Origin of the sequence: Streptomyces sp. Ru72 (assembly GCF_002920635.1) — a bacterium.
Lineage (GTDB): Bacteria > Actinomycetota > Actinomycetes > Streptomycetales > Streptomycetaceae > Streptomyces.
Genome location: NZ_PQSR01000013.1, coordinates 22,956 through 46,631 on the forward strand (window position 1 = coordinate 22,956; position 23,676 = coordinate 46,631).

Annotated in this window: 23 protein-coding genes; 19 read left to right on the plus strand and 4 right to left on the minus strand. The window is 70.5% G+C overall.

Annotated elements, in window-relative coordinates:
- Positions 1-3: 3 nt before the first annotated feature.
- Complete coding sequence (locus tag C3488_RS08875) at positions 4-1,152, minus strand: YihY/virulence factor BrkB family protein (RefSeq protein ID WP_103838781.1); 1,149 nt, start codon at positions 1,150-1,152, stop codon at positions 4-6.
- Between the two features lie 120 nt (positions 1,153-1,272).
- Between C3488_RS08875 and C3488_RS08880 the strand changes: the two genes are divergently transcribed.
- The 15 genes from C3488_RS08880 (at position 1,273) to C3488_RS08950 (ending at position 16,177) form a co-directional block, all read left to right on the plus strand.
- Positions 1,273-2,907 carry an acyl-CoA dehydrogenase family protein gene (locus C3488_RS08880; protein WP_103838782.1) on the plus strand — a complete coding sequence of 545 codons (1,635 nt, stop codon included), beginning with the start codon at positions 1,273-1,275 and terminating at the stop codon, positions 2,905-2,907.
- A gap of 301 nt (positions 2,908-3,208) precedes the next feature.
- Positions 3,209-4,495: a GAF domain-containing protein gene (locus tag C3488_RS08885; protein WP_103838783.1), complete on the plus strand. Its 1,287-nt coding sequence runs from the start codon at positions 3,209-3,211 to the stop codon at positions 4,493-4,495.
- A gap of 132 nt (positions 4,496-4,627) precedes the next feature.
- Positions 4,628-6,004 (plus strand): hypothetical protein, encoded by a 1,377-nt coding sequence (locus C3488_RS08890; protein WP_103838784.1) that lies wholly within the window; start codon positions 4,628-4,630, stop codon positions 6,002-6,004.
- Positions 6,005-6,074: 70 nt separating this feature from the next.
- Positions 6,075-6,647, plus strand: coding sequence for a GNAT family N-acetyltransferase (locus C3488_RS08895; RefSeq protein ID WP_103838785.1), 573 nt, complete (start codon positions 6,075-6,077; stop codon positions 6,645-6,647).
- 127 nt (positions 6,648-6,774) lie between these two features.
- Positions 6,775-6,858 carry a putative leader peptide gene (locus C3488_RS42540; RefSeq protein WP_309486338.1) on the plus strand — a complete coding sequence of 28 codons (84 nt, stop codon included), beginning with the start codon at positions 6,775-6,777 and terminating at the stop codon, positions 6,856-6,858.
- 126 nt (positions 6,859-6,984) lie between these two features.
- Positions 6,985-8,676: a nitrite/sulfite reductase gene (locus C3488_RS08900; RefSeq protein ID WP_103838786.1), complete on the plus strand. Its 1,692-nt coding sequence runs from the start codon at positions 6,985-6,987 to the stop codon at positions 8,674-8,676.
- A complete protein-coding gene (locus tag C3488_RS08905) occupies positions 8,673-8,852 on the plus strand; it encodes a hypothetical protein (RefSeq protein ID WP_103838787.1) in 180 nt (59 codons plus the stop codon). Before C3488_RS08900 ends, C3488_RS08905 begins: the two co-directional genes overlap by 4 nt.
- The gene (locus C3488_RS08910) at positions 8,849-9,559 is read left to right on the plus strand and encodes a phosphoadenylyl-sulfate reductase (protein WP_103838788.1); all 711 of its coding nucleotides are present in this window, start codon (positions 8,849-8,851) and stop codon (positions 9,557-9,559) included. Before C3488_RS08905 ends, C3488_RS08910 begins: the two co-directional genes overlap by 4 nt.
- A gap of 26 nt (positions 9,560-9,585) precedes the next feature.
- The gene (cysC, locus tag C3488_RS08915) at positions 9,586-10,122 is read left to right on the plus strand and encodes an adenylyl-sulfate kinase (RefSeq protein ID WP_258053344.1); all 537 of its coding nucleotides are present in this window, start codon (positions 9,586-9,588) and stop codon (positions 10,120-10,122) included.
- A complete protein-coding gene (cysD, locus tag C3488_RS08920; RefSeq protein WP_103838790.1) occupies positions 10,119-11,057 on the plus strand; it encodes a sulfate adenylyltransferase subunit CysD in 939 nt (312 codons plus the stop codon). Before cysC ends, cysD begins: the two co-directional genes overlap by 4 nt.
- A gap of 2 nt (positions 11,058-11,059) precedes the next feature.
- Positions 11,060-12,388, plus strand: a complete 1,329-nt coding sequence (locus C3488_RS08925; protein ID WP_103838791.1) for a sulfate adenylyltransferase subunit 1 — start codon at positions 11,060-11,062, stop codon at positions 12,386-12,388.
- Positions 12,389-12,614: 226 nt separating this feature from the next.
- Complete coding sequence (locus C3488_RS08935; protein ID WP_103838793.1) at positions 12,615-13,727, plus strand: aliphatic sulfonate ABC transporter substrate-binding protein; 1,113 nt, start codon at positions 12,615-12,617, stop codon at positions 13,725-13,727.
- An 11-nt stretch (positions 13,728-13,738) separates the two neighbouring features.
- Positions 13,739-14,542 (plus strand): ABC transporter ATP-binding protein, encoded by an 804-nt coding sequence (locus C3488_RS08940; protein ID WP_181138943.1) that lies wholly within the window; start codon positions 13,739-13,741, stop codon positions 14,540-14,542.
- Entirely contained in the window at positions 14,529-15,419 is an 891-nt protein-coding gene (locus C3488_RS08945; protein ID WP_103838795.1) for an ABC transporter permease, read from the plus strand. The genes C3488_RS08940 and C3488_RS08945 overlap by 14 nt, the downstream gene beginning before the upstream one ends.
- Before the next feature lie 8 nt (positions 15,420-15,427).
- On the plus strand, positions 15,428-16,177 hold the full coding sequence (locus tag C3488_RS08950; protein ID WP_103838796.1) for a sirohydrochlorin chelatase: 750 nt from the start codon (positions 15,428-15,430) through the stop codon (positions 16,175-16,177).
- A gap of 151 nt (positions 16,178-16,328) precedes the next feature.
- On the opposite strand, the gene C3488_RS08955 is transcribed toward C3488_RS08950, so the two are convergent.
- From C3488_RS08955 to C3488_RS08965, 3 genes are all read right to left on the minus strand, one after another.
- Positions 16,329-16,946 (minus strand): DsbA family protein, encoded by a 618-nt coding sequence (locus C3488_RS08955; protein WP_181138944.1) that lies wholly within the window; start codon positions 16,944-16,946, stop codon positions 16,329-16,331.
- A 55-nt stretch (positions 16,947-17,001) separates the two neighbouring features.
- A complete protein-coding gene (locus tag C3488_RS08960) occupies positions 17,002-17,610 on the minus strand; it encodes a TIGR03086 family metal-binding protein (protein WP_103838798.1) in 609 nt (202 codons plus the stop codon).
- Between the two features lie 64 nt (positions 17,611-17,674).
- Positions 17,675-18,934, minus strand: a complete 1,260-nt coding sequence (locus C3488_RS08965) for an ROK family transcriptional regulator (RefSeq protein ID WP_103838799.1) — start codon at positions 18,932-18,934, stop codon at positions 17,675-17,677.
- Positions 18,935-19,096: 162 nt separating this feature from the next.
- On the opposite strand from C3488_RS08965, the gene C3488_RS08970 reads away from it, so the two are divergent.
- From C3488_RS08970 to C3488_RS08985, 4 genes are read left to right on the plus strand one after another with little or no spacing between them, the layout of a single operon-like run.
- The gene (locus tag C3488_RS08970) at positions 19,097-20,416 is read left to right on the plus strand and encodes a sugar ABC transporter substrate-binding protein (RefSeq protein WP_103838800.1); all 1,320 of its coding nucleotides are present in this window, start codon (positions 19,097-19,099) and stop codon (positions 20,414-20,416) included.
- Between the two features lie 5 nt (positions 20,417-20,421).
- Positions 20,422-21,414: a carbohydrate ABC transporter permease gene (locus C3488_RS08975; protein ID WP_103838861.1), complete on the plus strand. Its 993-nt coding sequence runs from the start codon at positions 20,422-20,424 to the stop codon at positions 21,412-21,414.
- 25 nt (positions 21,415-21,439) lie between these two features.
- Positions 21,440-22,279, plus strand: a complete 840-nt coding sequence (locus tag C3488_RS08980; RefSeq protein ID WP_103838860.1) for a carbohydrate ABC transporter permease — start codon at positions 21,440-21,442, stop codon at positions 22,277-22,279.
- A 29-nt stretch (positions 22,280-22,308) separates the two neighbouring features.
- Positions 22,309-23,667, plus strand: a complete 1,359-nt coding sequence (locus C3488_RS08985; RefSeq protein ID WP_103838801.1) for a GH1 family beta-glucosidase — start codon at positions 22,309-22,311, stop codon at positions 23,665-23,667.
- The last annotated feature ends 9 nt before the right edge of the window (positions 23,668-23,676 follow it).

The window sequence follows — 23,676 nt, forward strand, 5'->3', positions numbered from 1 at the left end:
CGCTCAGTCCGCCGGTCCCTCCCTCTTCTGCTGGTGGATCTGGCTGCTGCGCACCTGCGTGCGCAGGCGGGAGGTGACGTCCTCCGGGGGCAGGAAGCGGGACCAGCGTTCCGGGAACTCCGAGGGCATGTCCGGGTCGTCGGGGTCGGTCGCGCGGACCGAGGCGGCGCGGGCCACGTACTCGGCGGCCTGCTCCGCGCGCAGCCGCTCGTTCGCCTCGCGGGCCGCCGCCGTCGCAGCGGCCGGCCACACGCGGTCGATCGCGGCGTTGACGGCGGCGCCCACCAGGACGGCGAAGGCGGACACGCCGATCCACAGCAGGACGGCCACGGGGGCGGCCAGCGAACCGTAGATCGTGGGGCCCTCGACCGTGTGCGTCAGGTAGATGCGCAGCAGGAAGCTGCCCAGCACCCACATCGCGAGGGCGACCAGGGCTCCCGGCACGTCCTCCACCCAGGGTGAGCGCACGGGGACGGACACGTGGTAGAGCGTGGTCAGGAACACGATCGACAGGACGATGACCACCGGCCAGTACAGGACCTGCACCACGGTCGTGGACCAGGGCACGACGTTCACCACCGCGTCGGGACCCGCCACCATCAGCGGAAGCGCCACCGAACCGATCAGCAGCGCCACGATGAACAGCACGAACGCCAGCAGCCGGGTCTTCACGATGCCCCGGGTCCCGTCGAGCCCGTACATCACCGTGATCGTGTCGATGAAGACGTTCACCGCGCGGGAGCCGGACCACAGGGCGAAGAGGAAGCCGATGGAGACGACGTCGGGCCGGCCGGCCTTGAGCACGTCGTGCAGGATCGGCTGGGCGATCTCCTTGACGCCCCGGTCGGACAGCACCGTGCGGGACGCGTCCAGGATGTTGTTCTGCAGGCTCTGGATGGTGTCGGTCCCGGTCCAGTGGTCGACGTAGCCGAGCAGTCCGACCAGGCACAACAGCAGCGGCGGCACGGAGAGCAGGGTGAAGAAGGCCGCCTCGGCGGCCAGCCCCAGGACGCGGTACTCCATGCACGAGTCGACGATGTCCTTCAGCAGCAGCCAGGCGGTCCTGCGCTTGGAGACGTTCCGGTAGAGGGCACGCGCCCGGTGGAGACGGCCGGGCGGCCGCTCGGAGGTTTCACTTGCTGCTGGCTGCACGCCTTAACGGTATCCGCCGCCCGGGCCGCTGCTCACCCCGCAGTGGGGCGGCCCCCGGGTGTGGCGCATCCGCTCGGCGATACGGGTGACCGATCGCGTACCGAGGGGTAGGTTCGCCCCATGGCAGCCAGCACGCACACCGTGACCAATCAGGCTCCGCCGCTGGTCGGATATGACGTCTTCACCGCTGACCGTGCCCTCGTGGAGGCCGTCGAGCGGCACCTTGACCCCGCGCTCCTGGACGAGGTGCGCGCCGAGCTATCGGGGCTCGGGCTCAGCGCGGGCTCAGCGCAGGTGCAGGAGTGGGGGGCGCAGGCCAACGAGAACCCACCCAAGCTGCGCACGCACGACCGCTACGGCAACCGCATCGACGAGGTGGAGTTCCACCCGTCCTGGCACCGTCTCCTCGGCAAGGGGGTCGCCGCGGGGCTGACCGCGGCCTGGTCGCGGCCGGGCGGGCATGTGCGCCGGGCGGCGTCGTTCGTGATCTGGAGCCAGGTGGAGGCGGGCCACGGCTGCCCGCTGTCGATGACCCACGCCGCCGTGCCCGCGCTGCGCACGGATCCCGTCCTCGCCGCCGAGTGGGAGCCCCGGCTGACCTCCCTGGTCTACGACCGGGGACTGCGCCCGGCCGCCGAGAAGGCCGGCGTGATCTTCGGGATGGGCATGACGGAGAAGCAGGGCGGCAGCGACGTACGCGCCAACACGACGACGGCCCGGCCGCTCGCCGAGGACGGCACGTACGAGCTGACGGGCCACAAGTGGTTCTGCTCGGCGCCCATGTCGGACGGGTTCCTGGTGCTGGCGCAGGCCCCGGGGGGGCTGACCTGCTTCCTGGTGCCGCGGGTGCTCGAGGACGGCACGCGGAACGTGTTCATGATCCAGCGGCTGAAGGACAAGCTCGGCAACCGTTCCAACGCCTCCAGCGAGGTCGAGTTCGACGGCACCTGGGCGCGCCGGGTCGGCGAGGAGGGGCGCGGGGTGCGCACCATCATCGAGATGGTGGCGGCGACCCGGCTCGACTGCGTCCTCGGCTCGGCGTCGCTGATGCGACAGGCGGTGGTACAGGCGATCCACCACTGCACCTACCGGGAGGCGTTCGGCGGGCGGCTGCTGGACAAGCCGCTGATGCGCAACGTGCTCGCGGATCTGGCCCTGGAGTCGGAGGCGGCGACGGCGCTGGGGCTGCGGCTGGCGGCGGCGTACGACGACGGGAGCGAGCGGGAGCGGGCGTTCCTCAGGCTCGCGGTGCCGGCCGCCAAGTACTGGGTGACCAAGCGGTGCACGCCGGTGGTGACGGAGGCCGCCGAGTGCCTCGGCGGGAACGGCTACGTCGAGGAGTCCGGCATGCCCCGGCTGCTGCGCGAGTCGCCGCTGAACTCCATCTGGGAGGGCGCGGGCAATGTGCAGGCGCTCGACGTGCTGCGCGCGCTCCAGCGGGAGCCGCACGCCCTGGACGCCTTCCTCCAGGAGGTGGGCCGGGCGCGCGGCGCGGACCACCGTCTGGACGGCGCGATCAAGAATCTGCTCACCGAACTCGCCGACCTGGAGGGCATCGAGGCCCGGGCGCGCCGCCTGGTGGAGCGGATCGCACTGGTGCTCCAGGGGGCGCTCCTTGTGCAGTACGCGCCCCCGGAGGTGGCGGACGCCTTCTGCGCCTCGCGCCTGGGCGGCGACTGGGGCGCGGCGTTCGGCACTCTGCCGCACACCCTGGATCTGGCCGCGGTGGTGCAGCGGGCGCGGCCGGTCGCCTGAGGTGCTCCGGCCGTAGGGATCGATGGCGGCGGGGGTGGTGCTGCGCCGACTCGGCACCACCCCCGCCTGCCGGCCCCGTTCAAGGAGCGCGGACGCCGTCTGAGCGGCGTTGCACAAGTTTCAACCACGGCTTGGCCCTTCGCCAGGGTTGCAAAAGGTTGCAACCCGTGCCCGCTCTGGCCGGACTTCCCCCCTCCGCCGGTCGTAGACGGCAGTATGAGGAGCACCGTCGACACGGGCCGGGGGACGCCTCCGGCCGGAATCCGTCGACGGGGACGGACAGCCTTGGGGGAGGTTTCCAGTGGCGTATTCGGCCAGAGAGGTCACGCGGCTCGCCGCCCTGGACGTCGGGAAGGCGGCGCGCCTGCTCAGCGAGGTGCGCAGCGCGACGCTCGCGGGGCAGCGCGCTCCCGTCCCGCCGCGTCCGGTGATCGAGGCGTCCTGGGGGCGGATGCTGCGCCGCGGGGTCGACCCCGACCACGACGTCCGTGCCGACCCGCTGGGCCGTGACGAGATCGAGCGCCGCCGCCAGGACTCCCCGCTGCGGCAGGTGCTGCCGGTGCTGCGCGAGGGCCTGCTGTCGGTCGCGGACGTCGCGCACCACATCATGGTCGTCGCGGACGCGGACGGGCGGATCCTGTGGCGCGAGGGCAGCGCGCCGGTGCTGCGCAAGGCGGACGGGCTGGGCTTCGAGCCGGGCGCCGACTGGGGCGAGGGGATCGTCGGCACCAACGGCGTGGGCACCCCGGCGGTGACCCGGCGGCCCGTACAGGTGTTCGCCTCCGAGCACTTCGTACGCTCCCACGCCACCTGGACGTGCACCGGCGCTCCGATCACCGACCCGCGCGACGGCCGGCTGCTCGGGGTGGTGGACGTGAGCGGCCCGTTGGAGACGATGCATCCGGCGACGCTCGCGTGGGTGGAGTCGGTGGCCCGGCTCGCGGAGGCCCGGCTGCGGGAGACGCATCTGAACGCGCTGGAGAGGCTGCGCGCGGTGGCGGCGCCGCTGCTCGCGCGGCTCGGTGGCCGGGCGGTGGCCGTGGACAGGGACGGCTGGACGGCGGCGGTGACCGGGATGCCCTACACCGGCCGGGTGGCGCTGCCGGCGTCGCTCGGGCCCGGCCGCTGCCTGCTGCCGGCGCTCGGCCCCTGCACGGTGGAGCCGCTGCCCGGCGGCTGGCTGATCCGCGCCGCGGACGCGCCCGCGCCCGCACAGGTGACCCGGATCGTCCTGGACGTCTCCCATCCGCGCCGCTGGTCGGTGACGGTCTGCGGCGACACGGGCTCCTGGACCCATGAACTCAGCCCCAGGCACGCGGAACTGCTGTACCTGCTGGCCCTGCACCGCGAGGGCCGCACGGCCGCGGCCCTGGCGTCCGACCTGTTCGGCGACCCGGCCCGCACGGTCACGGTCCGCGCCGAGATGTCCCGGGTACGGCGGTACCTGGGGGCGTTCCTGGAACACCGGCCGTATCGTTTCCGCGAGTCGGCGGAGGTGGACCTGCTCACCCCGGACGACCCGAACGACCTGCTGCCCCACTCGACGGCGCCGGGGGTGAGGACCCGGCGCACCCGAACGTGGGGATAACCCTGCTTTTCCCGGGTCTTCGGCCGGTCCCCCATCCGTCTGCCGTAGCATCCCTCCTTACAGGCCACCCCACCCGCTCCTGAAGTCAACCTACGGACCACCAGGAGCAGTTGGCCTACGCCGGGAGGTTGTATGAAGCACCGTGGCAGGCACCGCCGCAGGCGCCGGGGGCGTGCGCTGCGGGCGACGCTGGCCGGCACCGCGCTGGCATTGACCGCCGCCGCCACGCTGATCAGCACCTCGCAGGCCGCGGGCGGCGACAACCCCGGGGGCCTGACCCGCGTCACCTCGGCTGCCGAGACCGCGAAGCTCCGCCTCCACGAGGACCTCACGGACCACCGCACCCTGGACACGCTCACCCGCGCGATGGGCGGCGCCGTCGACGTCCACGGCGTCCTCTCCTCCGCCGACCGCACCATGCGCGACCGGTCCGGGTGCGACGCCGCCGAGACCGCCGCGCTGCCCGTGCGCCCGGCCGCCACGCGCGCGTACTGCTGGGACCACGGCGACGCGACGACCCCGCAGTGGGTGCCGCGGTCCGTGACCACCTCGGGGGACGCCGAGGCCGACGGCCTGTGGGGCCCGGACCGGGTCGTCCTGTCCGGCTGGACACACCAGGACCGCCCCGGCGGCCCCGCCGCCGAGCGGGGCCTCGCCCGGGTCGCCTTCGTCGACGCCGACGACCCCTACCGCCTCGCCTACCGCTGGGTCCTGCTGGTCGCTCCGCGCGCCGGGGGCCAGGACTTCACCGCCGTCCGCAGCGGTCTGTCCGGCATGGTCTGGTACCGGGACAAACTCTTCGTCACCGCACGCGACTCCCTGCTGGTGTTCGACCTGCACCGGATCCTGCGAACCAACGTCGACAGCGCCGCGATCGGACGGGTCGACGGCGGCTACGCGGCGGACGGCTACCAGTACGTGCTGCCGGCGGTCGGCTCCTACCGGCTGACCGGCGGCCCCTGTTCGGCGGCCGACGACCACGGGGTGCCCTGCTTCTCCACGCTCTCCCTCGACCGCACCACCGTCCCGGCCGGCCTGGTGGCGAGCGAGTCGCTGCGCCCCGGGGGCCATGGGCGCACCGCCCGGGTGTGGCGGTACGCGTTCAGCACGGCGCCCGACCGCGCGGGCCTGCTCGCCACCGACGCGCACGGCGACGTCAGGGCGGCGGAGGCCTACGAGACGGCGGCGGCCGGGGTGCAGGGCGTACTGGCGCACCGGAGCGACGGGGCGGCACGGACCGACTGGTACGTCGACCGCGCCCCCTCGGTCGGCGGTCGGCACAGCACGCTGTGGCGGCAGACCACCTCCGGCGCGCAGACGGCCACCTGTGCGGCCGACGGAACCCATGCCTGCTGGGGCCGCCACACCGCGTCCCTGTCGTACTGGCGGGAGACGGGCGAGCTGTGGACGCTCACTCAGGGCGCGGCGGGCGACGACGGATCGGGTCCTGCCGACGGGCGGGTGCTGTACGCGGTGCCACTGGACGCGGTGGACGACGCCCTGAAGTAGCGTGCCGACCGGCCGGGCAGGATGCCGGGGCCCTTTGTCGTACCGCTCGAGGTCGTGATTCCCTGACCGCATGAGCAGCATGACCGTGACCACGTGGTCCATGGAGCAGACGTCCCCGAGCGATCTGCTCCCCGCCGCGGCCCCCGACCGCGATGTCCGGATCGTCCGCGCCGAGGTGCCCTCGCCGGAGTTCAGCCGGTTCCTGTACGCGTCGGTCGGCGGGGACATCCGCTGGATCGACCGGCTCGGCTGGACGTACGCGCGCTGGCAGGAGCACCTGGACCGGCCGGGCGTGGAGACCTGGGTCGCCTACGACCGGGGCACGCCCGCGGGATACGTCGAGCTGGAACCGCAGGACGACGGAGTCGTGGAGATCGTCTACTTCGGGTTGCTGCCGGCCTTCCGGGGGCGGCGGATCGGCGGACACCTGCTGTCGTACGGGACCGCCCGCGCCTGGGACCTCGCGGACCGCTGGCCGCGGCGGACGCCGACGAAGCGGGTCTGGCTGCATACGTGCAGCCTGGACGGGGAGCACGCCATGAAGAACTACCTCCGCCGCGGGTTCCGGCTGTTCGACACCAAGGTCGAGGAGCAGGCGGAGATTGCCGCCCCGGGCCCCTGGCCAGGGGCGCACGCCCTCTGACCTGCGCGGACGCGAGCGCGTCCGGGTGATGTGACCGACAACACCCTTGTCCCACATGACGGGACAAGGGTGTCCGCATGATGGACGAAGCTGGACTGTGTCCAGATCGCCATGACACGCTTTCGTCATGTCTGGAACTGGAATTGCCTTGGTGAGTCGACGGCACGTCGATCTCGGCCGCATGTCCAGCGCCATCTGTCCGGCGAGCTGACAGCCTCCAGCCAGCACCGGATTTCCCTTTCCCCACCCTCGCGCAAGGACGCGCACGTTTTGTCGTGTGCCCGCATGTGCAGGTCAGAGCCCCGCTCCCCCGCTTGTCCCGAAGGACGTACTCACCATGGCCGCCACCCCGCAGAATCCCGCCACGCCCCGCCGCAAGGTGAGCCGTCACCGTGGCGAGGGTCAGTGGGCCGCAGGTCACTTCACCCCGCTCAACGGCAACGAACAGTTCAAGAAGGACGACGACGGTCTCAATGTTCGGACACGCATTGAGACGATCTACTCCAAGGCGGGTTTCGACTCGATCGACCCCAACGACCTTCGGGGCCGGATGCGGTGGTGGGGCCTGTACACCCAGCGCAGGCCCGGGATCGACGGCGGCAAGACCGCGATCCTGGAGCCGGAGGAGCTGGACGACAAGTACTTCATGATGCGGGTCCGCATCGACGGTGGAGCGCTCACCACCCGGCAGCTGCGCGTCATCGGCGAGATCTCGCAGGAGTTCGCGCGCGGCACGGCCGACATCACCGACCGGCAGAACGTCCAGTACCACTGGATCCGGGTGGAGGACGTGCCCGAGATCTGGAACCGCCTGGAGTCGGTGGGCCTGTCCACGGTCACCGCCTGCGGCGACACCCCCCGTGTGATGATCGGCTCCCCCGTCGCCGGCATCGCCGAGGACGAGATCATCGACGCCACCCCGGCGCTCGAGGAGATGAAGCGCCGCGTCCTGAACAACAAGGCGTATTCGAACCTCCCCCGGAAGTTCAAGACGGCCATCTCCGGCTCGCCGCTCCTCGACGTGGTCCACGAGATCAACGACGTGGCGTTCGTCGGCGTCCGGCACCCCGAGCACGGGCCGGGCTTCGACGTGTGGGTCGGCGGCGGTCTGTCCACCAACCCCAAGCTGGGCGTGCGGCTGGGCGCGTGGGTGCCGCTGGAGGAGGTCCCGGACGTCTACGAGGGCGTCCTGTCGATCTTCCGCGACTACGGCTACCGGCGGCTGCGCAACCGGGCCCGTCTGAAGTTCCTGGTCGCCGACTGGGGCGCCGAGAAGTTCCGCCAGGTGCTCGAGGACGAGTACCTGGGGCGGAAGCTGGTCGACGGTCCCGCTCCCGAGCAGCCCGTCCAGCAGTGGCGCGACCACGTCGGCATCCACCGTCAGAAGGACGGCCGCTACTACGTCGGTTTCGCCCCGCGCGTCGGCCGCGTCGACGGCACCACGCTCACGAAGATCGCCGACCTGGCGGAGGCGCACGGCTCGGGCCGGGTCCGCACCACCGTCGAGCAGAAGATGATCATCCTTGATGTCGAGGAGGGCCAGGTCGACTCCCTGGTCGACGGCCTGGAGGCGCTCGACCTCACCGCCAAGCCGTCCTCGTTCCGGCGCGGCACCATGGCCTGCACCGGCATCGAGTTCTGCAAGCTCGCCATCGTCGAGACCAAGCAGCGCGGTTCCTCGCTCATCGACGAACTGGAGCGGCGTCTGCCGGACTTCGACGAGCCGATCACCATCAACCTCAACGGCTGCCCGAACGCCTGCGCCCGTATCCAGGTCGCGGACATCGGCCTGAAGGGCCAGCTGGTCCTCGACGACAAGGGCGAGCAGGTCGAGGGCTACCAGGTGCACCTGGGCGGCGCGCTCGGCCTCGAGGCGGGGTTCGGCCGCAAGGTCCGCGGTCTGAAGGTCACCGCGGAGGAGCTGCCGGACTACATCGAGCGCGTCCTCAAGCGCTTCCAGGCGGAGCGCGAGGACGGCGAGCGGTTCGCGACCTGGGCTTCCCGGGCTTCCGAGGAGGCGTTGTCGTGAGCGAGCGTGCGGCGCCCTTCTACTGCCCCTACTGCGGCGAGGAAGACCTGCGTCCGAGCGAAGCGGGCCACGGCGCGTGGGAATGCGCGGCGTGCAATCGAGCCTTCCAGTTGAAGTTCCTCGGGCTGCTCGCCCAGGGGCTTCAGCGAGCCGACAGCGGAGGGGACGAGATATGAGCACGACTCAGACCGAACGGACGGCCGAGGAGCTGAAGGCGCTCGCCGAGCAGGCCGGCCGCGACCTGGAGGACGCCTCCGCGCTGGAGATCCTCCAGTGGGCGGCCGACACCTTCGGCAACCGCTTCTGCGTGACCTCGTCCATGGAGGACGCGGTGGTCGCCCACCTCGCCTCCCGTGCGATGCCCGGCGTCGACGTGGTGTTCCTCGACACCGGCTACCACTTCCCGGAGACCATCGGCACCCGCGACGCGGTCGAGGCTGTGATGGACGTCAACGTCATCACGCTCACCCCGCGCCAGACGGTCGCCGAGCAGGACGCCGAGTACGGCCCGAAGCTGCACGACCGCGACCCCGACCTGTGCTGCAAGCTGCGCAAGGTCCAGCCGCTCGAGGAGGGCCTCAAGGGCTACGACGCCTGGGCGACCGGCCTACGCCGGGACGAGTCCCCGACCCGCGCGAACACCCCGGTCGTCGGCTGGGACGAGAAGCGGCAGAAGGTCAAGATCTCGCCGATCGCCCGCTGGACGCAGGACGACGTGGACGCCTACGTCGCCGAGCACGGCGTGCTGACCAACCCCCTGCTGATGGACGGCTACGCCTCCGTCGGCTGCGCGCCCTGCACCCGCCGGGTCCTTCAGGGCGAGGACGCACGCGCCGGCCGCTGGGCGGGCCGCGCCAAGACCGAGTGCGGGCTGCACGGCTGACCATGACAGAGATTCAGGAGACACACGTGACGAGCGGAGCCACCGTCTGGCTCACGGGTCTGCCGAGCGCGGGCAAGACCACCATCGCCCACGAGCTGGCGGGCCGGCTGCGCGAGGAGGGCCACCGGGTCGAGGTGCTCGACGGCGACGAGATCCGCGAGTTCCTCTCCGCGGGCCTCGGCTTCAGCCGGGAGGACCGGCACACCAACGTGCAGCGCATCGGCTTCGTCGCCGAACTGCTGGCCAGCAACGGGGTCAAGACCCTCGTCCCGGTCATCGCTCCGTACGCGGACAGCCGGGAGGCGGTGCGCAAGCGCCACCAGCAGAACGGGACGGCGTACCTCGAGGTGCACGTGGCCACCCCGGTCGACGTCTGCTCGGTGCGCGATGTGAAGGGTCTGTACGCCAAGCAGGCCGCCGGTGAGCTGAAGGGCCTGACGGGCGTCGACGACCCCTACGAGGAGCCCGAGTCGCCGGATCTGCGGATCGAGTCGCAGCACCAGACCGTGCAGGAGTCCGCGGCGTCCGTGTACGCGCTGCTCAGCGAAAGGGGACTGGCATGACGACCGTGGCCGGTATTCAGGAGGGAACGGACAGCAGCCCGTACGCCCTCTCCCACCTGGACGCCCTCGAGTCCGAGGCGGTGCACATCTTCCGCGAGGTGGCGGGCGAGTTCGAGAACCCGGTGATCCTCTTCTCCGGCGGCAAGGACTCCATCGTCATGCTGCACCTGGCGCTGAAGGCGTTCGCGCCCGCGCCGGTGCCGTTCGCGCTGCTGCACGTGGACACCGGGCACAACTTCCCCGAGGTCATCGAGTACCGCGACCGCACGGTGGCGAAGCACAACCTGCGGCTGCATGTCGCCTCCGTGCAGGACTACATCGACCGCGGTGTGCTCAAGGAGCGCCCGGACGGCACCCGCAACCCGCTGCAGACGCTGCCGCTGACGGAGAAGATCCAGTCCGAGCGGTTCGACGCCGTGTTCGGCGGCGGCCGGCGTGACGAGGAGAAGGCGCGCGCCAAGGAGCGGGTGTTCTCGCTGCGGGACGAGTTCTCGCAGTGGGACCCGCGCCGCCAGCGCCCCGAGCTGTGGCAGCTGTACAACGGGCGGCATGCGCCCGGCGAGCACGTGCGCGTGTTCCCGCTGTCGAACTGGACCGAGCTGGACGTCTGGCAGTACATCGCCCGGGAGGGCATCGAGCTGCCCGAGATCTACTTCGCCCACGAGCGCGAGGTGTTCCAGCGGAGCGGCATGTGGCTGACCGCCGGTGAGTGGGGCGGCCCCAAGGACGGCGAGAGCGTCGAGAAGCGCCTCGTGCGCTACCGCACCGTCGGCGACATGTCCTGCACCGGTGCCGTGGACTCCGACGCGGTGACCCTGGAGCAGGTCATCACCGAGATCGCCGCCTCCCGGCTGACCGAGCGGGGCGCGACCCGGGCCGACGACAAGCTCTCGGAGGCCGCCATGGAGGACCGCAAGCGCGAGGGGTACTTCTAAGCATGACCACGACCACGGAACTCTCCGCCACCACCCTCCTGCGGTTCGCCACCGCCGGTTCGGTCGACGACGGCAAGTCCACCCTCGTCGGGCGGCTGCTGCACGACTCCAAGTCGGTCCTCGCCGACCAGCTGGAGGCCGTGGAGCGGGCGTCGGCCAGCCGCGGCCAGGAGGGCCCGGACCTGGCCCTGCTCACCGACGGTCTGCGCGCCGAGCGCGAGCAGGGCATCACCATCGACGTGGCGTACCGCTACTTCGCCACGCCCCGACGCCGGTTCATCCTCGCCGACACCCCCGGCCATGTGCAGTACACCCGCAACATGGTCACCGGCGCCTCCACCGCCGAGCTGACCGTCGTCCTGGTCGACGCCCGCAACGGCGTCGTCGAGCAGACCCGCCGCCACGCGGCGATCGCCGCCCTGCTGCGCGTCCCGCACGTGGTCCTCGCCGTGAACAAGATGGACCTGGTCGGCTACCAGGAGTCCGTCTTCGCGAAGATCGCCGAGGAGTTCACGGCGTACGCGACCGAGCTGGGCGTCCCGGAGGTCACCGCGATCCCGATCTCGGCGCTCGAGGGCGACAACGTGGTGGAGCCGTCCGCCCACATGGACTGGTACGGCGGCCCGACCGTCCTGGAGCACCTGGAGACCGTCCCGGTCAGCCACGACCTGGCGCACTGCCACGCCCGGCTGCCCGTGCAGTACGTGATCCGCCCGCAGACCACCGAGCACCCCGACTACCGGGGTTACGCCGGTCAGATCGCGGCCGGCTCCTTCCGGGTCGGCGACCAGGTCACCGTCCTGCCGTCCGGCCGTACGACGAAGGTCTCCGGCATCGACCTGCTGGGCGAGCCGGTCGACGTGGCCTGGACACCGCAGTCGGTGACGCTGCTCCTCGAGGACGACATCGACATCTCGCGCGGCGACCTGATCGTGCCCAGCAAGGACGCGCCGCCGACCACCCAGGACATCGAGGCGACCGTCTGCCACGTCGCCGACCAGCCGCTGACGGTCGGTCACCGCGTGCTGCTCAAGCACGGCACCCGCACCGTCAAGGCGATCGTCAAGGACATCCCGTCCCGGCTCACGCTCGACGACCTGTCCCTGCACCCGCACCCGGGGCAGCTCGTCGCCAACGACATCGGCCGGGTGAAGATCCGTACCGCCGAGCCGCTGCCGGTGGACTCGTACGCGGACTCGCGCCGCACGGGTTCGTTCATCCTGATCGACCCGTCCGACGGCACCACGCTGACCGCCGGAATGGTCGGCGAGTCGTTCGCCGCGCCCGAGCCGGTCAAGGACGAGGCCGACGACGACGGGTGGGACTTCTGATCATGACCACCACCTGCTTCTACTCGACGTTCGCCAAGGAGGGCGGCCGTGTCGGCAGCGGCGCCCTCGGCAGCGGGCAGGGCGGAGTGGCGCGATGTGCGCGATGACGTACGCGCACTGCCTGCGCGCCCCGTCCCCCCACTGCCTGCGTAAACGAAGACCTGCCGACCTCCCGGCCACGACCTGAAAGACCGTGACCGCCGGGCCAACGAGAGGAAACCCTCCCGTGCCTGCCATCCGCTCGACACTCTTCCGCCGCGGCATAGCCGTGGCCGCCACTCTCCCCCTCCTCACGCTCGCCGCCTGCGGTTACGGCTCCAAGGCGACCAGCACCCCGGCGGACCAGAAGGTCGCCGCCGGTGCCCAGAAGATCGACGGCCTCGACTCCGTCAAGATCGGCTACTTCGGCAACCTCACCCACGGCACCGCGCTCGTGGGTGTCCAGAAGGGCTTCTTCCAGAAGGCGCTCGGCGCCACCCAGGCCAAGTACCAGATCTTCAACGCGGGCCCCTCGGAGATCGAGGCGCTGAACTCCGGTTCCATCGACATCGGCTGGATCGGCCCCTCCCCGGCGATCAACGGCTACACCAAGTCCGACGGCAAGAGCCTGCGCATCATCGGCGGTTCGGCGTCCGGCGGCGTGAAGCTCGTGGTCGACCCGAAGAAGATCAAGTCCCTGGCGGACGTCAAGGGCAAGAAGATCGCCACCCCACAGCTCGGCAACACGCAGGACGTGGCGTTCCTCAACTGGATCGCGGAGCAGGGCTGGAAGGTCGACGCGCAGAGCGGCAAGGGCGATGTGTCGGTGGTCCGCACCGACAACAAGGTCACCCCGGACGCCTTCAAGTCCGGCTCCGTCGACGGCGCCTGGGTGCCGGAGCCGACCGCGTCCAAGCTGGTCGCCGAGGGCGGCAAGGTGCTGCTGGACGAGTCCTCGCTGTGGCCGGACAAGAAGTTCGTGATCACGAACATCATCGTGTCGCAGAAGTTCCTCAAGGAGCACCCGAAGGCCGTCGAGGCCGTGCTGAAGGCGTCCGTCGAGACCAACAAGTGGATCAAGGCCAACCCGGACGCGGCGAAGGAGGCGGCCAACCAGCAGCTGGCGGTCGACTCCGGCAAGGCGCTCCCGGCGAAGGTCCTCGACCCGGCGTGGAAGTCCATCCAGTTCACCGACGACCCGCTGGCCTCCACGCTGAACACCGAGGCGCAGCACGCGGTCAAGGCCGGCCTGCTGAAGGACCCGCAGCTGGACGGCATCTACGACCTCATCCTCCTGAACAAGGTCCTTAAGGCCGAGGGTGAGCCGACCGTCAGCGACGCCGGTCTCGGCGTCAAGTAAGCCCGCAGCCGATGAGTTCTCAGGAGGTGACGACCATGGCCACGACCCTCGCCGAGGCCGCCGAGTCCGTCGACCAGGCGGCACGCCTTGAGCACGTCTCGAAGTCCTTCCCGGTGCCGGGCGGGCGGCAGCTCGTGCTGGACGACATCAGCCTCGATGTCGCGCCGGGCGAGTTCGTCACCCTCCTGGGGGCCTCGGGCTGCGGCAAGTCCACGCTGCTGAACCTGGTGGCGGGCCTGGACGAGCCGACCGACGGCGCCATCACGACGGACGGCCGCCCGGCCCTGATGTTCCAGGAGCACGCCCTGTTCCCGTGGCTGACCGCGGGCAAGAACATCGAACTCGCCCTGAAACTCAGGGGCGTCGCGAAGCGCGACCGCCGCGACCGTGCGGAAGAACTGCTCGAACTCGTACGCCTGAAGGGGTCGTACGGCAAGCGGGTGCACGAGCTGTCCGGTGGTATGCGCCAGCGGGTCGCCATGGCCCGCGCGCTGGCGCAGGACAGCCGGCTGCTCCTGATGGACGAGCCGTTCGCCGCCCTGGACGCCATCACCCGGGACCTGTTGCACGACGAGCTCACCCGTATCTGGGCGGAGACGGGAGTCTCGGTCCTGTTCGTCACGCACAACGTGCGCGAGGCGGTGCGGCTCGCGCAGCGCGTGGTGCTGCTGTCATCCCGTCCGGGGCGCATCGCCCGCGAGTGGACGGTGGACATTCCGCAGCCTCGCCGCATCGAGGACGCGCCCGTCGCGGAGTTGTCCCGCGAGATCACCGAAGTACTGCGTGGGGAGATCCGCCGTCATGGCCAGCACTGAGACGAAGACCACGGCGGGCGCCGAACTGGACGGTGTCGAGGCCGGTCTCGACGCGCTGGAGACCACGGTCACCGGCCGTACGCCCTTCCGGCAGACGTTCGTCAACAAGATCCTCCCGCCGCTCGTGGGAATCGCGCTGGTCCTGGTGGTGTGGCAGGCGCTGATCTCGTTCAAGGTCGTCGACGATCCGACCAAGCTGCCCTCCCCCGGCGCCGTGGCGGGCGAGTTCAAGGACGCCTGGCTGCAGGGCACGCTGCTCGGCTACATCTGGACCAGCGTCTCGCGCGGTCTGCTGGGCTTCCTGTTCGCGCTGGCGATCGGCACCCCGCTGGGTCTGCTGGTGGCGCGCGTGAAGTTCGTGCGCGCGGCCATCGGCCCGGTCCTGTCCGGTCTTCAGTCGCTGCCGTCGGTGGCGTGGGTGCCGCCGGCGGTGATCTGGCTGGGCCTGAACAACTCGATGATGTACGCGGTGATCCTGCTCGGCGCCGTCCCCTCCATCGCCAACGGCCTGGTCTCCGGCATCGACCAGGTGCCGCCGCTGTTCCTGCGTGCGGGGCGCACGATGGGCGCGACCGGTCTGCGGGGCGCCTGGCACATCGTGCTGCCGGCCGCGCTGCCGGGCTACCTCGCGGGGCTGAAGCAGGGCTGGGCGTTCTCCTGGCGCTCGCTGATGGCGGCGGAGATCATCGCCTCCTCGCCCGACCTCGGCATCGGCCTGGGCGCGCTGCTGGAGAACGGCCGCAACGCGAGCTCGATGTCCATGGTGTTCGAGGCCATCATCCTGATCCTGTTCGTCGGCATCGCCATCGACCTGCTGATCTTCAGCCCGCTGGAGCGGTGGGTACTGCGCAGCCGCGGTCTGCTGGTGAAGGGCTGAGCCGCGTCATGCACAACCCGGTCCTCCTGGTGATCGCCCACGGCAGCCGCGACGCGCGGCACGCCGGGACCGTGCACGCCCTCGTACGGCGGGTGCGGTCGCTGCGGCCGGGGCTGCGGGTGGAGACCGGGTTCCTGGACTTCAACGTCCCGTCCGTGCACGGGGTGCTCGAGTCCCTTGCGGCTGAGGGCGTCCGGGACGTGGTGGCACTCCCCCTCCTGCTGACTCGCGCGTTCCACGCCAAGGCCGACATCCCCGCGGTCCTGCGGAAGGCCCCGCCACGGCTGCGGATCCGGCAGGCGGACGTGCTGGGCCCCTCACCACTGCTGACGCGGGCCCTCGAACGCCGTTTGCACGAGGCGGGACTGGCCCCCGCCGACAAGTCCTCGACCGGGGTCGTGCTGGCCTCGGCGGGGTCCACCGACCCGGAGGCGATCGCAGTGATCGCTGACATCGCGCGGGAGTGGCGGCACACCGGTTGGTGCGCCGTGCGGCCTGCGTTCGCCTCCGCTGCATCTCCCGCAGGGTTCTCGCGCACCGAGGACGCGGTACGCGAACTGCGCGCGCTGGGCTGCGCCCGGGTGGCCGTGGCGCCGTACGTCCTGGCGCCCGGCTTCCTGCCGGACCGCATCGCGCGGGGCGCGGCCGGGGCGGACGTGCTGGCCGAGGTGCTGGGACCCGCGCCGGAGGTGGCGCGGGTCGTACTCGACCGCTACGACGAGGCCCGGCTTCCGGCACTGACGGCGCTCGGGGCCTGAGCGCTCCGCTGGAAGTGCCACGATGGGCCGTCGATCCACCGCGGCACCATCGTGGCTGGTCGCGCAGTTCCCCGCGCCCGTTCAGGGCGCTGCCGAATCACAGCCGACTTCGCCCGACCTGCTTGGTACCGCGGCAGGCACCAGCTTTCGGTCAGTCGAAGCGGAGTGCCCCCGTCCTGGTCCTCTTCAGCTCGAAGAAGTCAGGGTGCGTGGCCAGGACCCGGAAGCTGTCGAAGAGTTCCGCCGCCGCGGCGCCCCGGGGGATGGCCCGCAGCACCGGGCCGAACCATACCGTTTTGTCCACATGGACGGTGGGGGTTCCCACATAGCCGCCCGAGCCGGGATCGGCGCCGGCCTCGTGGCTGCGGCGTACGGCCTCGTCGTACGCGGGGTCGTGAGCTGCGGCGGCGAGGTCGGCCGGCAGTCCGAGCTCGGCGAGGGACTCGGTGATCACCGCGTCGAAGTCCTCCGCCTCGCGCTCGTGGATACGGGTCCCGAACGCGGTGTAAAGGTCACGCAGCACGTTCTCGCCGTGCCGTTCGGCGGCGGCGACGGCGACACGCACCGGGCCGATCGACTTGTCGACCAGCGTGCGGTACCAGTCGGGCAGTTCGTTGCCCACGTTGTGCAGGTACAGGCTCATCACGTGGAAGCGGAGGTCGAGCGGGCGTTCGCGCTCGACCTCCAGCAGCCAGCGCGAGGTGATCCAGGCGAAGGGGCAGGCGGGGTCGAAGTAGGCGTCGACGCGGACGGGAGAGGTGTTCGGCACGCCGCCGACGCTAGTCGCCGATTGGTGCAGACCCCTGGTCCAATCACCGGCCTTGTCAGTGGTCCACTTCGCCCACCGGGGTCTGCCGCGGATCGCGTCCGCTCGCCGCCAGGGCTCGCTCGAAGACGGGCGCGTCCTCGGGGACGGGCACGGGGTCGGCGAAACCGTCGTACTGGCGGTAGAGGTCGCCGTGGGTCTCGACGACGTCCAGGACGAGCCGGGCGGCGCCCTCGGAGATCCGGAACTCCTGGCCGGTGGCCGTGGCGACGTCCCATCCGTGGACGGCCAGCTCCTTGACGAGCATCCGCGCCAGTTCCTCCGCGGGCATCCTCGCCATGCCGAGGTCGATCTCCCCCTCCCACACGGCGGGGTCGTCCCAGGCGGCGACGGCGCGGTCGAGCTGCTCGGCGTAGCCGCTCGCCCAGCCGGGGTCCGCGGTGAAGTCGCGTGCGGTCAGTTCCTCGGGCAGCTGCTTGCGCAGGGCGCGGTGTTCGAGTCCGTGCGAGGTGTACAGGACCCAGTGGTTCACCAGGGCACGGACGTCCCAGCCGGTGCAGTGGGTCGGCTCGGACAGCAGCTCCGCCCGGACGCCCCGGGCGACGCGGGCGGCCTCGGCGGCGCATTCGACGAGGTAGGGGTGCACGTTGTGGTAGGCATCGCTCATGCCTCCACGCTAGGAACAGCAGCCGCGCTCCTCTTGAACAAACGCGACACGCACCCCGGCCGGATCACGCGCGCTCGCCGTGACGTCCGCGACCGTGCGCGCCTCGCTGCCCGCCGTGTGCGAAGAAGTCGGCGAGGGGCAGGATGGCGGCGCCCACCGTGACCGCGTCCGGGCCGAGCTTGCCGAGGTCGATGGAGACACGTTCGGCCGGATGGCGCAGGGCGTACGAGGCGGCGTACCGGCGTACGGCCGGCAGGAGGCGGGTGCCCAGCTGAAGCCCTGCCCAGCCGCCGATGAGGATGCGCTCGGGCTGGAAGAGGTTGATCAGGTCGGACAGGCCGGCGCCCACGTACTCGGCGGCCTCCTCCAGGACGGCGAGTGCCACCGGGTCCGTGCCGGTGCCCTCGGGCGGGTAGGCCGCGGCGACCATCGCGGTCAGGGCGGTCTCCTCGTCGGTGCCCTCCGGCGGGCGTCCGCCCTCCTCCCGCCAGCGGTCGATGAGCGCCTCGGCGCCCGCGTACGCGTCCAGGCAGCCCAGGGCGCCGCAGCGGCAGCGGCGCCCCCTGACCCGTACGGTCAGATGCCCCCACTCGACGGACCGGCCCTGCTCCACCTCCTGAGTGACGAGACAGGCGCCGACCCCGGAGCCGAAGAGCACGACGACCGCGGTGCGGGCGCCCCGGCCGGCGCCGAACCACATCTCGGCCTGGCCGAGCGTCCGGGCGCCGTTGTCGATGAAGTACGGGACGGAGTCGGGGAGTCCGCACGTCGAGCGCAGCAGGGATTCCAGGGGGACGGCGTCCCAGCCGATCGTCTGCCCGTGGACCACGGCCCCCTGTTCATGGGTGCCGGCCACGATGCCGGGGACGCCGATGCCGACGCCCAGGAGCTGCTCGGGGGCGATGTCCGTCTCGGCGAGCACCTCGGCGATGCCGTCGCGGATGTGGCCGACGATGGTCTCGACGTCGTAGCCGTGATGCTCCAGGGGCCGTTCGGCGCGCGCGAGCTCGGTGAGGGTGAGGTCGAAGAGCTCGACGCGTACGCGGGTTTCGCCCACGTCGATGCCGATCATGTGGCCGCTGGCGGGGGTGACGCGGAGCAGAGTGCGGGGGCGGCCGCCGTCGGACTCGACGGTGCCCGCCTCCTCCACCAGGCCGTCGGCGACCAGTTCCGCGACCACGTTGCTGATGGAGCCGGAACTCAGTTGGGTGGCCGGGCCCAGCTCGAAGCGGCTCATCGGCCCGTCGAAATACAACCGTTGTAGTACGGCGGTGCGATTGCCCCGCCGCAGGTCGCGCACTGTCCGCCCGTTCCGCGCCGCCATGTTGGTTCCTCCCGACTCTGCCCGACTCCGCAAGATACCGCTGCGCGATCCCTTGACGGCGCGTTTCTTTAAGAGCTTAAATCACGCCGTAAATTAAGCCCGTGAGTGCGGTCGGGACTGCACGCACTCGTGGGTCTCCCTCCGGAAAGGGACACCAGAGCCATGCGCACAACCCGAGCCGCGGCCGCCGGTGCGGTCACCGTTTCCCTGCTCACCGCCCTGACCGCCTGTGGCGGCGGCTCGCCGATGGGCGGTGGCGGGTCCAACGCCTCACCGAAGACCCTGACCTACTGGGCCTCGAACCAGGGCGCCAGCATCGAGGTCGACAAGAAGGTCCTCCAGCCCGAACTCGCCAAGTTCGCGAAGCAGACCGGGATCAAGGTGAACCTGGAGGTCATCCCCTGGTCGGACCTGCTGAACCGGATCCTCACGGCGACCACCTCCGGCCAGGGCCCCGACGTCCTCAACATCGGCAACACCTGGAGCGCCTCCCTGCAGGCCACCGGCGCGCTGCTGCCCTGGGACGCGAAGAACTTCGACAAGATCGGCGGCAAGGACCGCTTCGTCGACTCCGCGCTCGGCTCGACGGGAGCGCAGGGCCAGGACCCGACCGCCGTACCGCTGTACTCCATGTCGTACGCGCTCTACTACAACAAGAAGATGTTCGCCGACGCGGGCATCTCCAAGCCGCCGGCCACCTGGGACGAGCTGATCGCCGACGGCAAGAAGCTCACCAAGGACGGCAAGTGGGGTTTGGGCATCGAGGGCTCGAACCCCTCCGAGAACGTCCACCACGCCTTCGTCTTCGCCAAGCAGCACGGCACCGACTTCTTCACCGCCGACGGCAAGCCGGACTTCACGAACGACGGGGCGGTCGCCGGTGTCAAGCAGTTCGTCGACCTGATGGCCAAGGACAAGATCGCCGCGCCGGGCAACGCCGAGTACGCCCAGAACCAGTCGGTCAGCGACTTCGCCACGGGCAAGACGGCGATGCTGCTGTGGCAGTCCGCGACCGCCAACCTCAAGTCCCAGGGCATGAGCGAGGACACCTACGGCGTCGCCCCCGTACCCGTGCAGTCCGGCACCCCCGGGACCGGCACACAGACCAACTCGATGGTCGCGGGCATCAACCTGGCCGTCTTCAAGAACACCGACAACCTCGACGGCGCCCTGAAGTTCGTGAAGTTCATGACCAGCGACGGGGAGCAGAAGATCCTCAACGAGGCATACAGCTCCATCCCGCCGGTCAAGACGGCCCAGGCGGACCCCGCCTTCAACACGCCGGCCGACAAGGTCCTGAAGGACACCCTCGCCAAGAGCGCCGCCCCGATGCCGCAGGTCGCCGACGAGTCCCAGTTCGAAACGGCCGTCGGTACCGCCGTCAAGGACCTGCTCGCCGACGCGGCCGCCGGACGCCCGGTCACCACCGACTCGGTGAAGGCGGCACTGGAGAAGGCACAGCAGCAGATGCCGGCGAAGTGAGCACGATGATGACCACTGCTCCCGCAGAGGCTGCCGTGCACAAGAGCCCTTCCGGGGCGGCGAAACGCCTGCCCCGCCGCCGCCCCGGAAGGATCCGCCGCAACGCCCTGCCGTATCTGCTGCTCCTGCCCGCCCTGGTCTTCGAGCTCCTGGTTCACCTGGTGCCGATGGTGATGGGCGTCATGATGAGCTTCAAGGTGCTCACGCAGTTCTACATCCGCGACTGGGGCACCGCGCCCTGGGCGGGCCTGTCCAACTACAAGGTGTCGGTCGACTTCGACGCCCCGGTCGGCGCGGCACTGCTGCACTCCTTCTTCATCACCGTCGCCTTCACCCTGCTGTCGGTCGGCCTGTGCTGGCTGGTCGGCACGGCGGCGGCGATCTACATGCAGGACACCTTCCGCGGCCGCGGCCTGCTGCGGGCCCTGTTCCTCGTCCCGTACGCGCTGCCCGTGTACGCGGCCGTCATCACCTGGGCGTTCATGTTCCAGCACGACAACGGCCTGGTGAACCACGTCCTGCACGACCAGCTGCACCTCACCGACAAGCCGTCCTTCTGGCTCATCGGCAACAACAGCTTCTGGGCGCTGCTGACCGTGTCCGTGTGGAAGGGCTGGCCGTTCGCCTTCCTCATCGTCATGGCCGGCCTGCAGAACATCCCGGGCGAGCTGTACGAGGCGGCCTCTCTCGACGGCGCCGGCATGTGGCAGCGGATCCGCCGCATCACCCTGCCCTCGCTCCGCCCGGTCAACCAGGTCCTGCTCCTGGTGCTGTTCCTGTGGACGTTCAACGACTTCAACACGCCCTACGTCCTGTTCGGCAAGTCCGCCCCCGAGGCAGCCGACCTCATCTCGGTCCACATCTACCAGGCGTCCTTCGTCACCTGGAACTTCGGCACCGGCTCCGCCATGTCCGTCCTGCTGCTGCTCTTCCTACTCGCGGTGACGGGCGTCTACCTCCTGCTGACCTCCCGAGGAAGGAAGACGGCCGATGTCTAGCACCTCCCCAGTGACCCGTTCGCCGATGGCTCCGCCCCGGCCCTTCTTCTGGTCCAAGCGGATCTTCCTCACCCTGCTCGCCGGGTTCGTCCTGGTGCCGGTCTATGTGATGATCTCCAGCTCGTTGAAGCCCCTGGCCGACGTCTCCGGGGAATTCCGATGGCTGCCGAGCACCCTGACGATCCGCCCGTACATCGACATCTGGTCGACGATCCCGCTCGCGCGGTACTTCATGAACTCCCTGATCGTGGCCGGCGCGGCGACCGTCTGCTCGGTGGTGATCGCAGTGTTCGCGGCCTACGCCGTCAGCCGCTACGACTTCCGCGGCAAGCGCGTGTTCACGGTCACCGTGTTGTCCACGCAGATGTTCCCGGGCATCCTCTTCCTGCTGCCGCTGTTCCTCATCTACGTCAACATCGGCAACGCCACCGGCATCGCCCTGTTCGGCTCGCGCGGCGGCCTGATCCTCACCTACCTCACCTTCTCCCTGCCGTTCTCGATCTGGATGCTGATCGGCTACTTCGACTCCGTGCCGCGCGAACTGGACGAGGCGGCCATGGTGGACGGCTGCGGACCGCTCGGTGCGCTGTTCCGGGTCGTCGTACCGGCCGCGATCCCCGGCATCGTCGCCGTCGCCGTCTACGCCTTCATGACCGCCTGGGGCGAGGTGCTCTTCGCGTCGGTGATGACCAACGACACCACTCGCACGCTCGCCGTCGGCCTTCAGGGCTACTCCACGCTCAACAACGTCTACTGGAACCAGATCATGGCCGCCTCGCTCGTCGTCAGCGTCCCCGTGGTCGCCGGGTTCCTTCTCCTGCAGCGCTACCTCGTCACCGGGCTCACCGCAGGAGCCGTCAAGTGAACACCTCTCTTACCTCCGAAGGAAATTCCGTGACCATCGACCTCGCCGCACTCCCCGAGGACTTCCTGTGGGGCACGGCCACGTCGGCCTACCAGATCGAGGGAGCCGTCACCGAGGACGGCCGTTCGCCCTCGATCTGGGACACGTTCTCGCACACTCCCGGCAAGATCGCGGGCGGCGACAACGGGGACACGGCCTGCGACCACTACCACCGCTGGCGCGAGGACATCGCGCTGATGCGCCGCCTTGGCACCAACGCCTACCGGCTCTCCATCGCCTGGCCCCGCGTGCTTCCGGGAGGCGACGGCCCGGTCAACGCCAAGGGGCTCGACTTCTACGACGGGTTGATCGACGCCCTGCTGGAGGCGGGCATCACTCCGTCCGTCACCCTGTACCACTGGGACCTGCCGCAGGTACTCCAGGACCGGGGCGGCTGGCCGGTCCGCGACACGGCACACCACCTCGCCTCGTACGCGGCGGTCGTCGCCGAACGCCTCGGCGACCGCGTCCACCACTGGACCACGCTCAACGAACCCCTCTGCTCGGCCTGGATCGGCCACCTGGAGGGCAAGATGGCCCCCGGCCTGACCGACCTCACGGCCGCCGTCCGCGCCTCCTACCATCTCCTCCTCGGTCACGGCCTGGCCGTCCAGGCGATCCGCGCCGCTGCGCCGGGCGCCGAGGTCGGCATCGTCAACAACCTCTCCACGATCCACGCCGCCACCGACAGGCCGGAAGACGTCGACGCCGCCCGGCGCATGGACGGTCACACCAACCGCTGGTGGCTGGACCCGGTCCACGGCCGCAGCTTCCCGGCCGACATGCGAGAGGTGTACGGAGTCGAACTTCCGGAACGCCCAGGCGACCTGGAGACCATCGCGCAACCACTGGACTGGCTGGGTCTCAACTACTACATGCCGCTCCCTGTCGCCAACGATCCCACCGGGCCGGCCCCACATGTCCGCACCGTTCCCCGCCCCGGCGTGCCCCGCACCGGCATGGACTGGGAGGTCGACGCCACCGGCATGGAGCGCCTCCTGCTCCGCCTGACGCACGACTACGGCGCCCGCAAGCTGTATGTCACGGAGAACGGCTCCGCCTATCCCGACGTCGTACGCCCCGATGGGACCATCCACGACCCCGAGCGCACGGAGTATCTGGAGCAGCACCTCGCGGCCTGCACATCGGCGGCCCGGCAGGGCGCGCCGCTCGCGGGTTACTTCGCGTGGTCGCTGCTGGACAACTTCGAGTGGGCGTACGGCTACGACAAGCGCTTCGGGCTGGTGCACGTCGACTACAAGACACAGAAGCGCACGGTGAAGGGCAGTGGGCACCGGTACGCGGACATCATCCGGGCGCATGCGGAACGAGGCCGCAGCGCAGCTTGAGCGGTGACC

Coding starts and splice junctions, on each gene's coding strand:
- C3488_RS08880 (WP_103838782.1), top strand. CDS start 1,273: ATGGCAGCCAGCACGCACACCGTGACCAATCAGGCTCCGCCGCTGGTC.
- C3488_RS08890 (WP_103838784.1), top strand. CDS start 4,628: ATGAAGCACCGTGGCAGGCACCGCCGCAGGCGCCGGGGGCGTGCGCTG.
- C3488_RS08895 (WP_103838785.1), top strand. CDS start 6,075: ATGAGCAGCATGACCGTGACCACGTGGTCCATGGAGCAGACGTCCCCG.
- C3488_RS42540 (WP_309486338.1), top strand. CDS start 6,775: ATGTCTGGAACTGGAATTGCCTTGGTGAGTCGACGGCACGTCGATCTC.
- C3488_RS08900 (WP_103838786.1), top strand. CDS start 6,985: ATGGCCGCCACCCCGCAGAATCCCGCCACGCCCCGCCGCAAGGTGAGC.
- C3488_RS08910 (WP_103838788.1), top strand. CDS start 8,849: ATGAGCACGACTCAGACCGAACGGACGGCCGAGGAGCTGAAGGCGCTC.
- cysD (WP_103838790.1), top strand. CDS start 10,119: ATGACGACCGTGGCCGGTATTCAGGAGGGAACGGACAGCAGCCCGTAC.
- C3488_RS08925 (WP_103838791.1), top strand. CDS start 11,060: ATGACCACGACCACGGAACTCTCCGCCACCACCCTCCTGCGGTTCGCC.
- C3488_RS08940 (WP_181138943.1), top strand. CDS start 13,739: ATGAGTTCTCAGGAGGTGACGACCATGGCCACGACCCTCGCCGAGGCC.
- C3488_RS08945 (WP_103838795.1), top strand. CDS start 14,529: ATGGCCAGCACTGAGACGAAGACCACGGCGGGCGCCGAACTGGACGGT.
- C3488_RS08950 (WP_103838796.1), top strand. CDS start 15,428: ATGCACAACCCGGTCCTCCTGGTGATCGCCCACGGCAGCCGCGACGCG.
- C3488_RS08960 (WP_103838798.1), bottom strand. CDS start 17,610: ATGAGCGATGCCTACCACAACGTGCACCCCTACCTCGTCGAATGCGCC.
- C3488_RS08965 (WP_103838799.1), bottom strand. CDS start 18,934: ATGGCGGCGCGGAACGGGCGGACAGTGCGCGACCTGCGGCGGGGCAAT.
- C3488_RS08970 (WP_103838800.1), top strand. CDS start 19,097: ATGCGCACAACCCGAGCCGCGGCCGCCGGTGCGGTCACCGTTTCCCTG.
- C3488_RS08975 (WP_103838861.1), top strand. CDS start 20,422: ATGATGACCACTGCTCCCGCAGAGGCTGCCGTGCACAAGAGCCCTTCC.
- C3488_RS08980 (WP_103838860.1), top strand. CDS start 21,440: ATGGCTCCGCCCCGGCCCTTCTTCTGGTCCAAGCGGATCTTCCTCACC.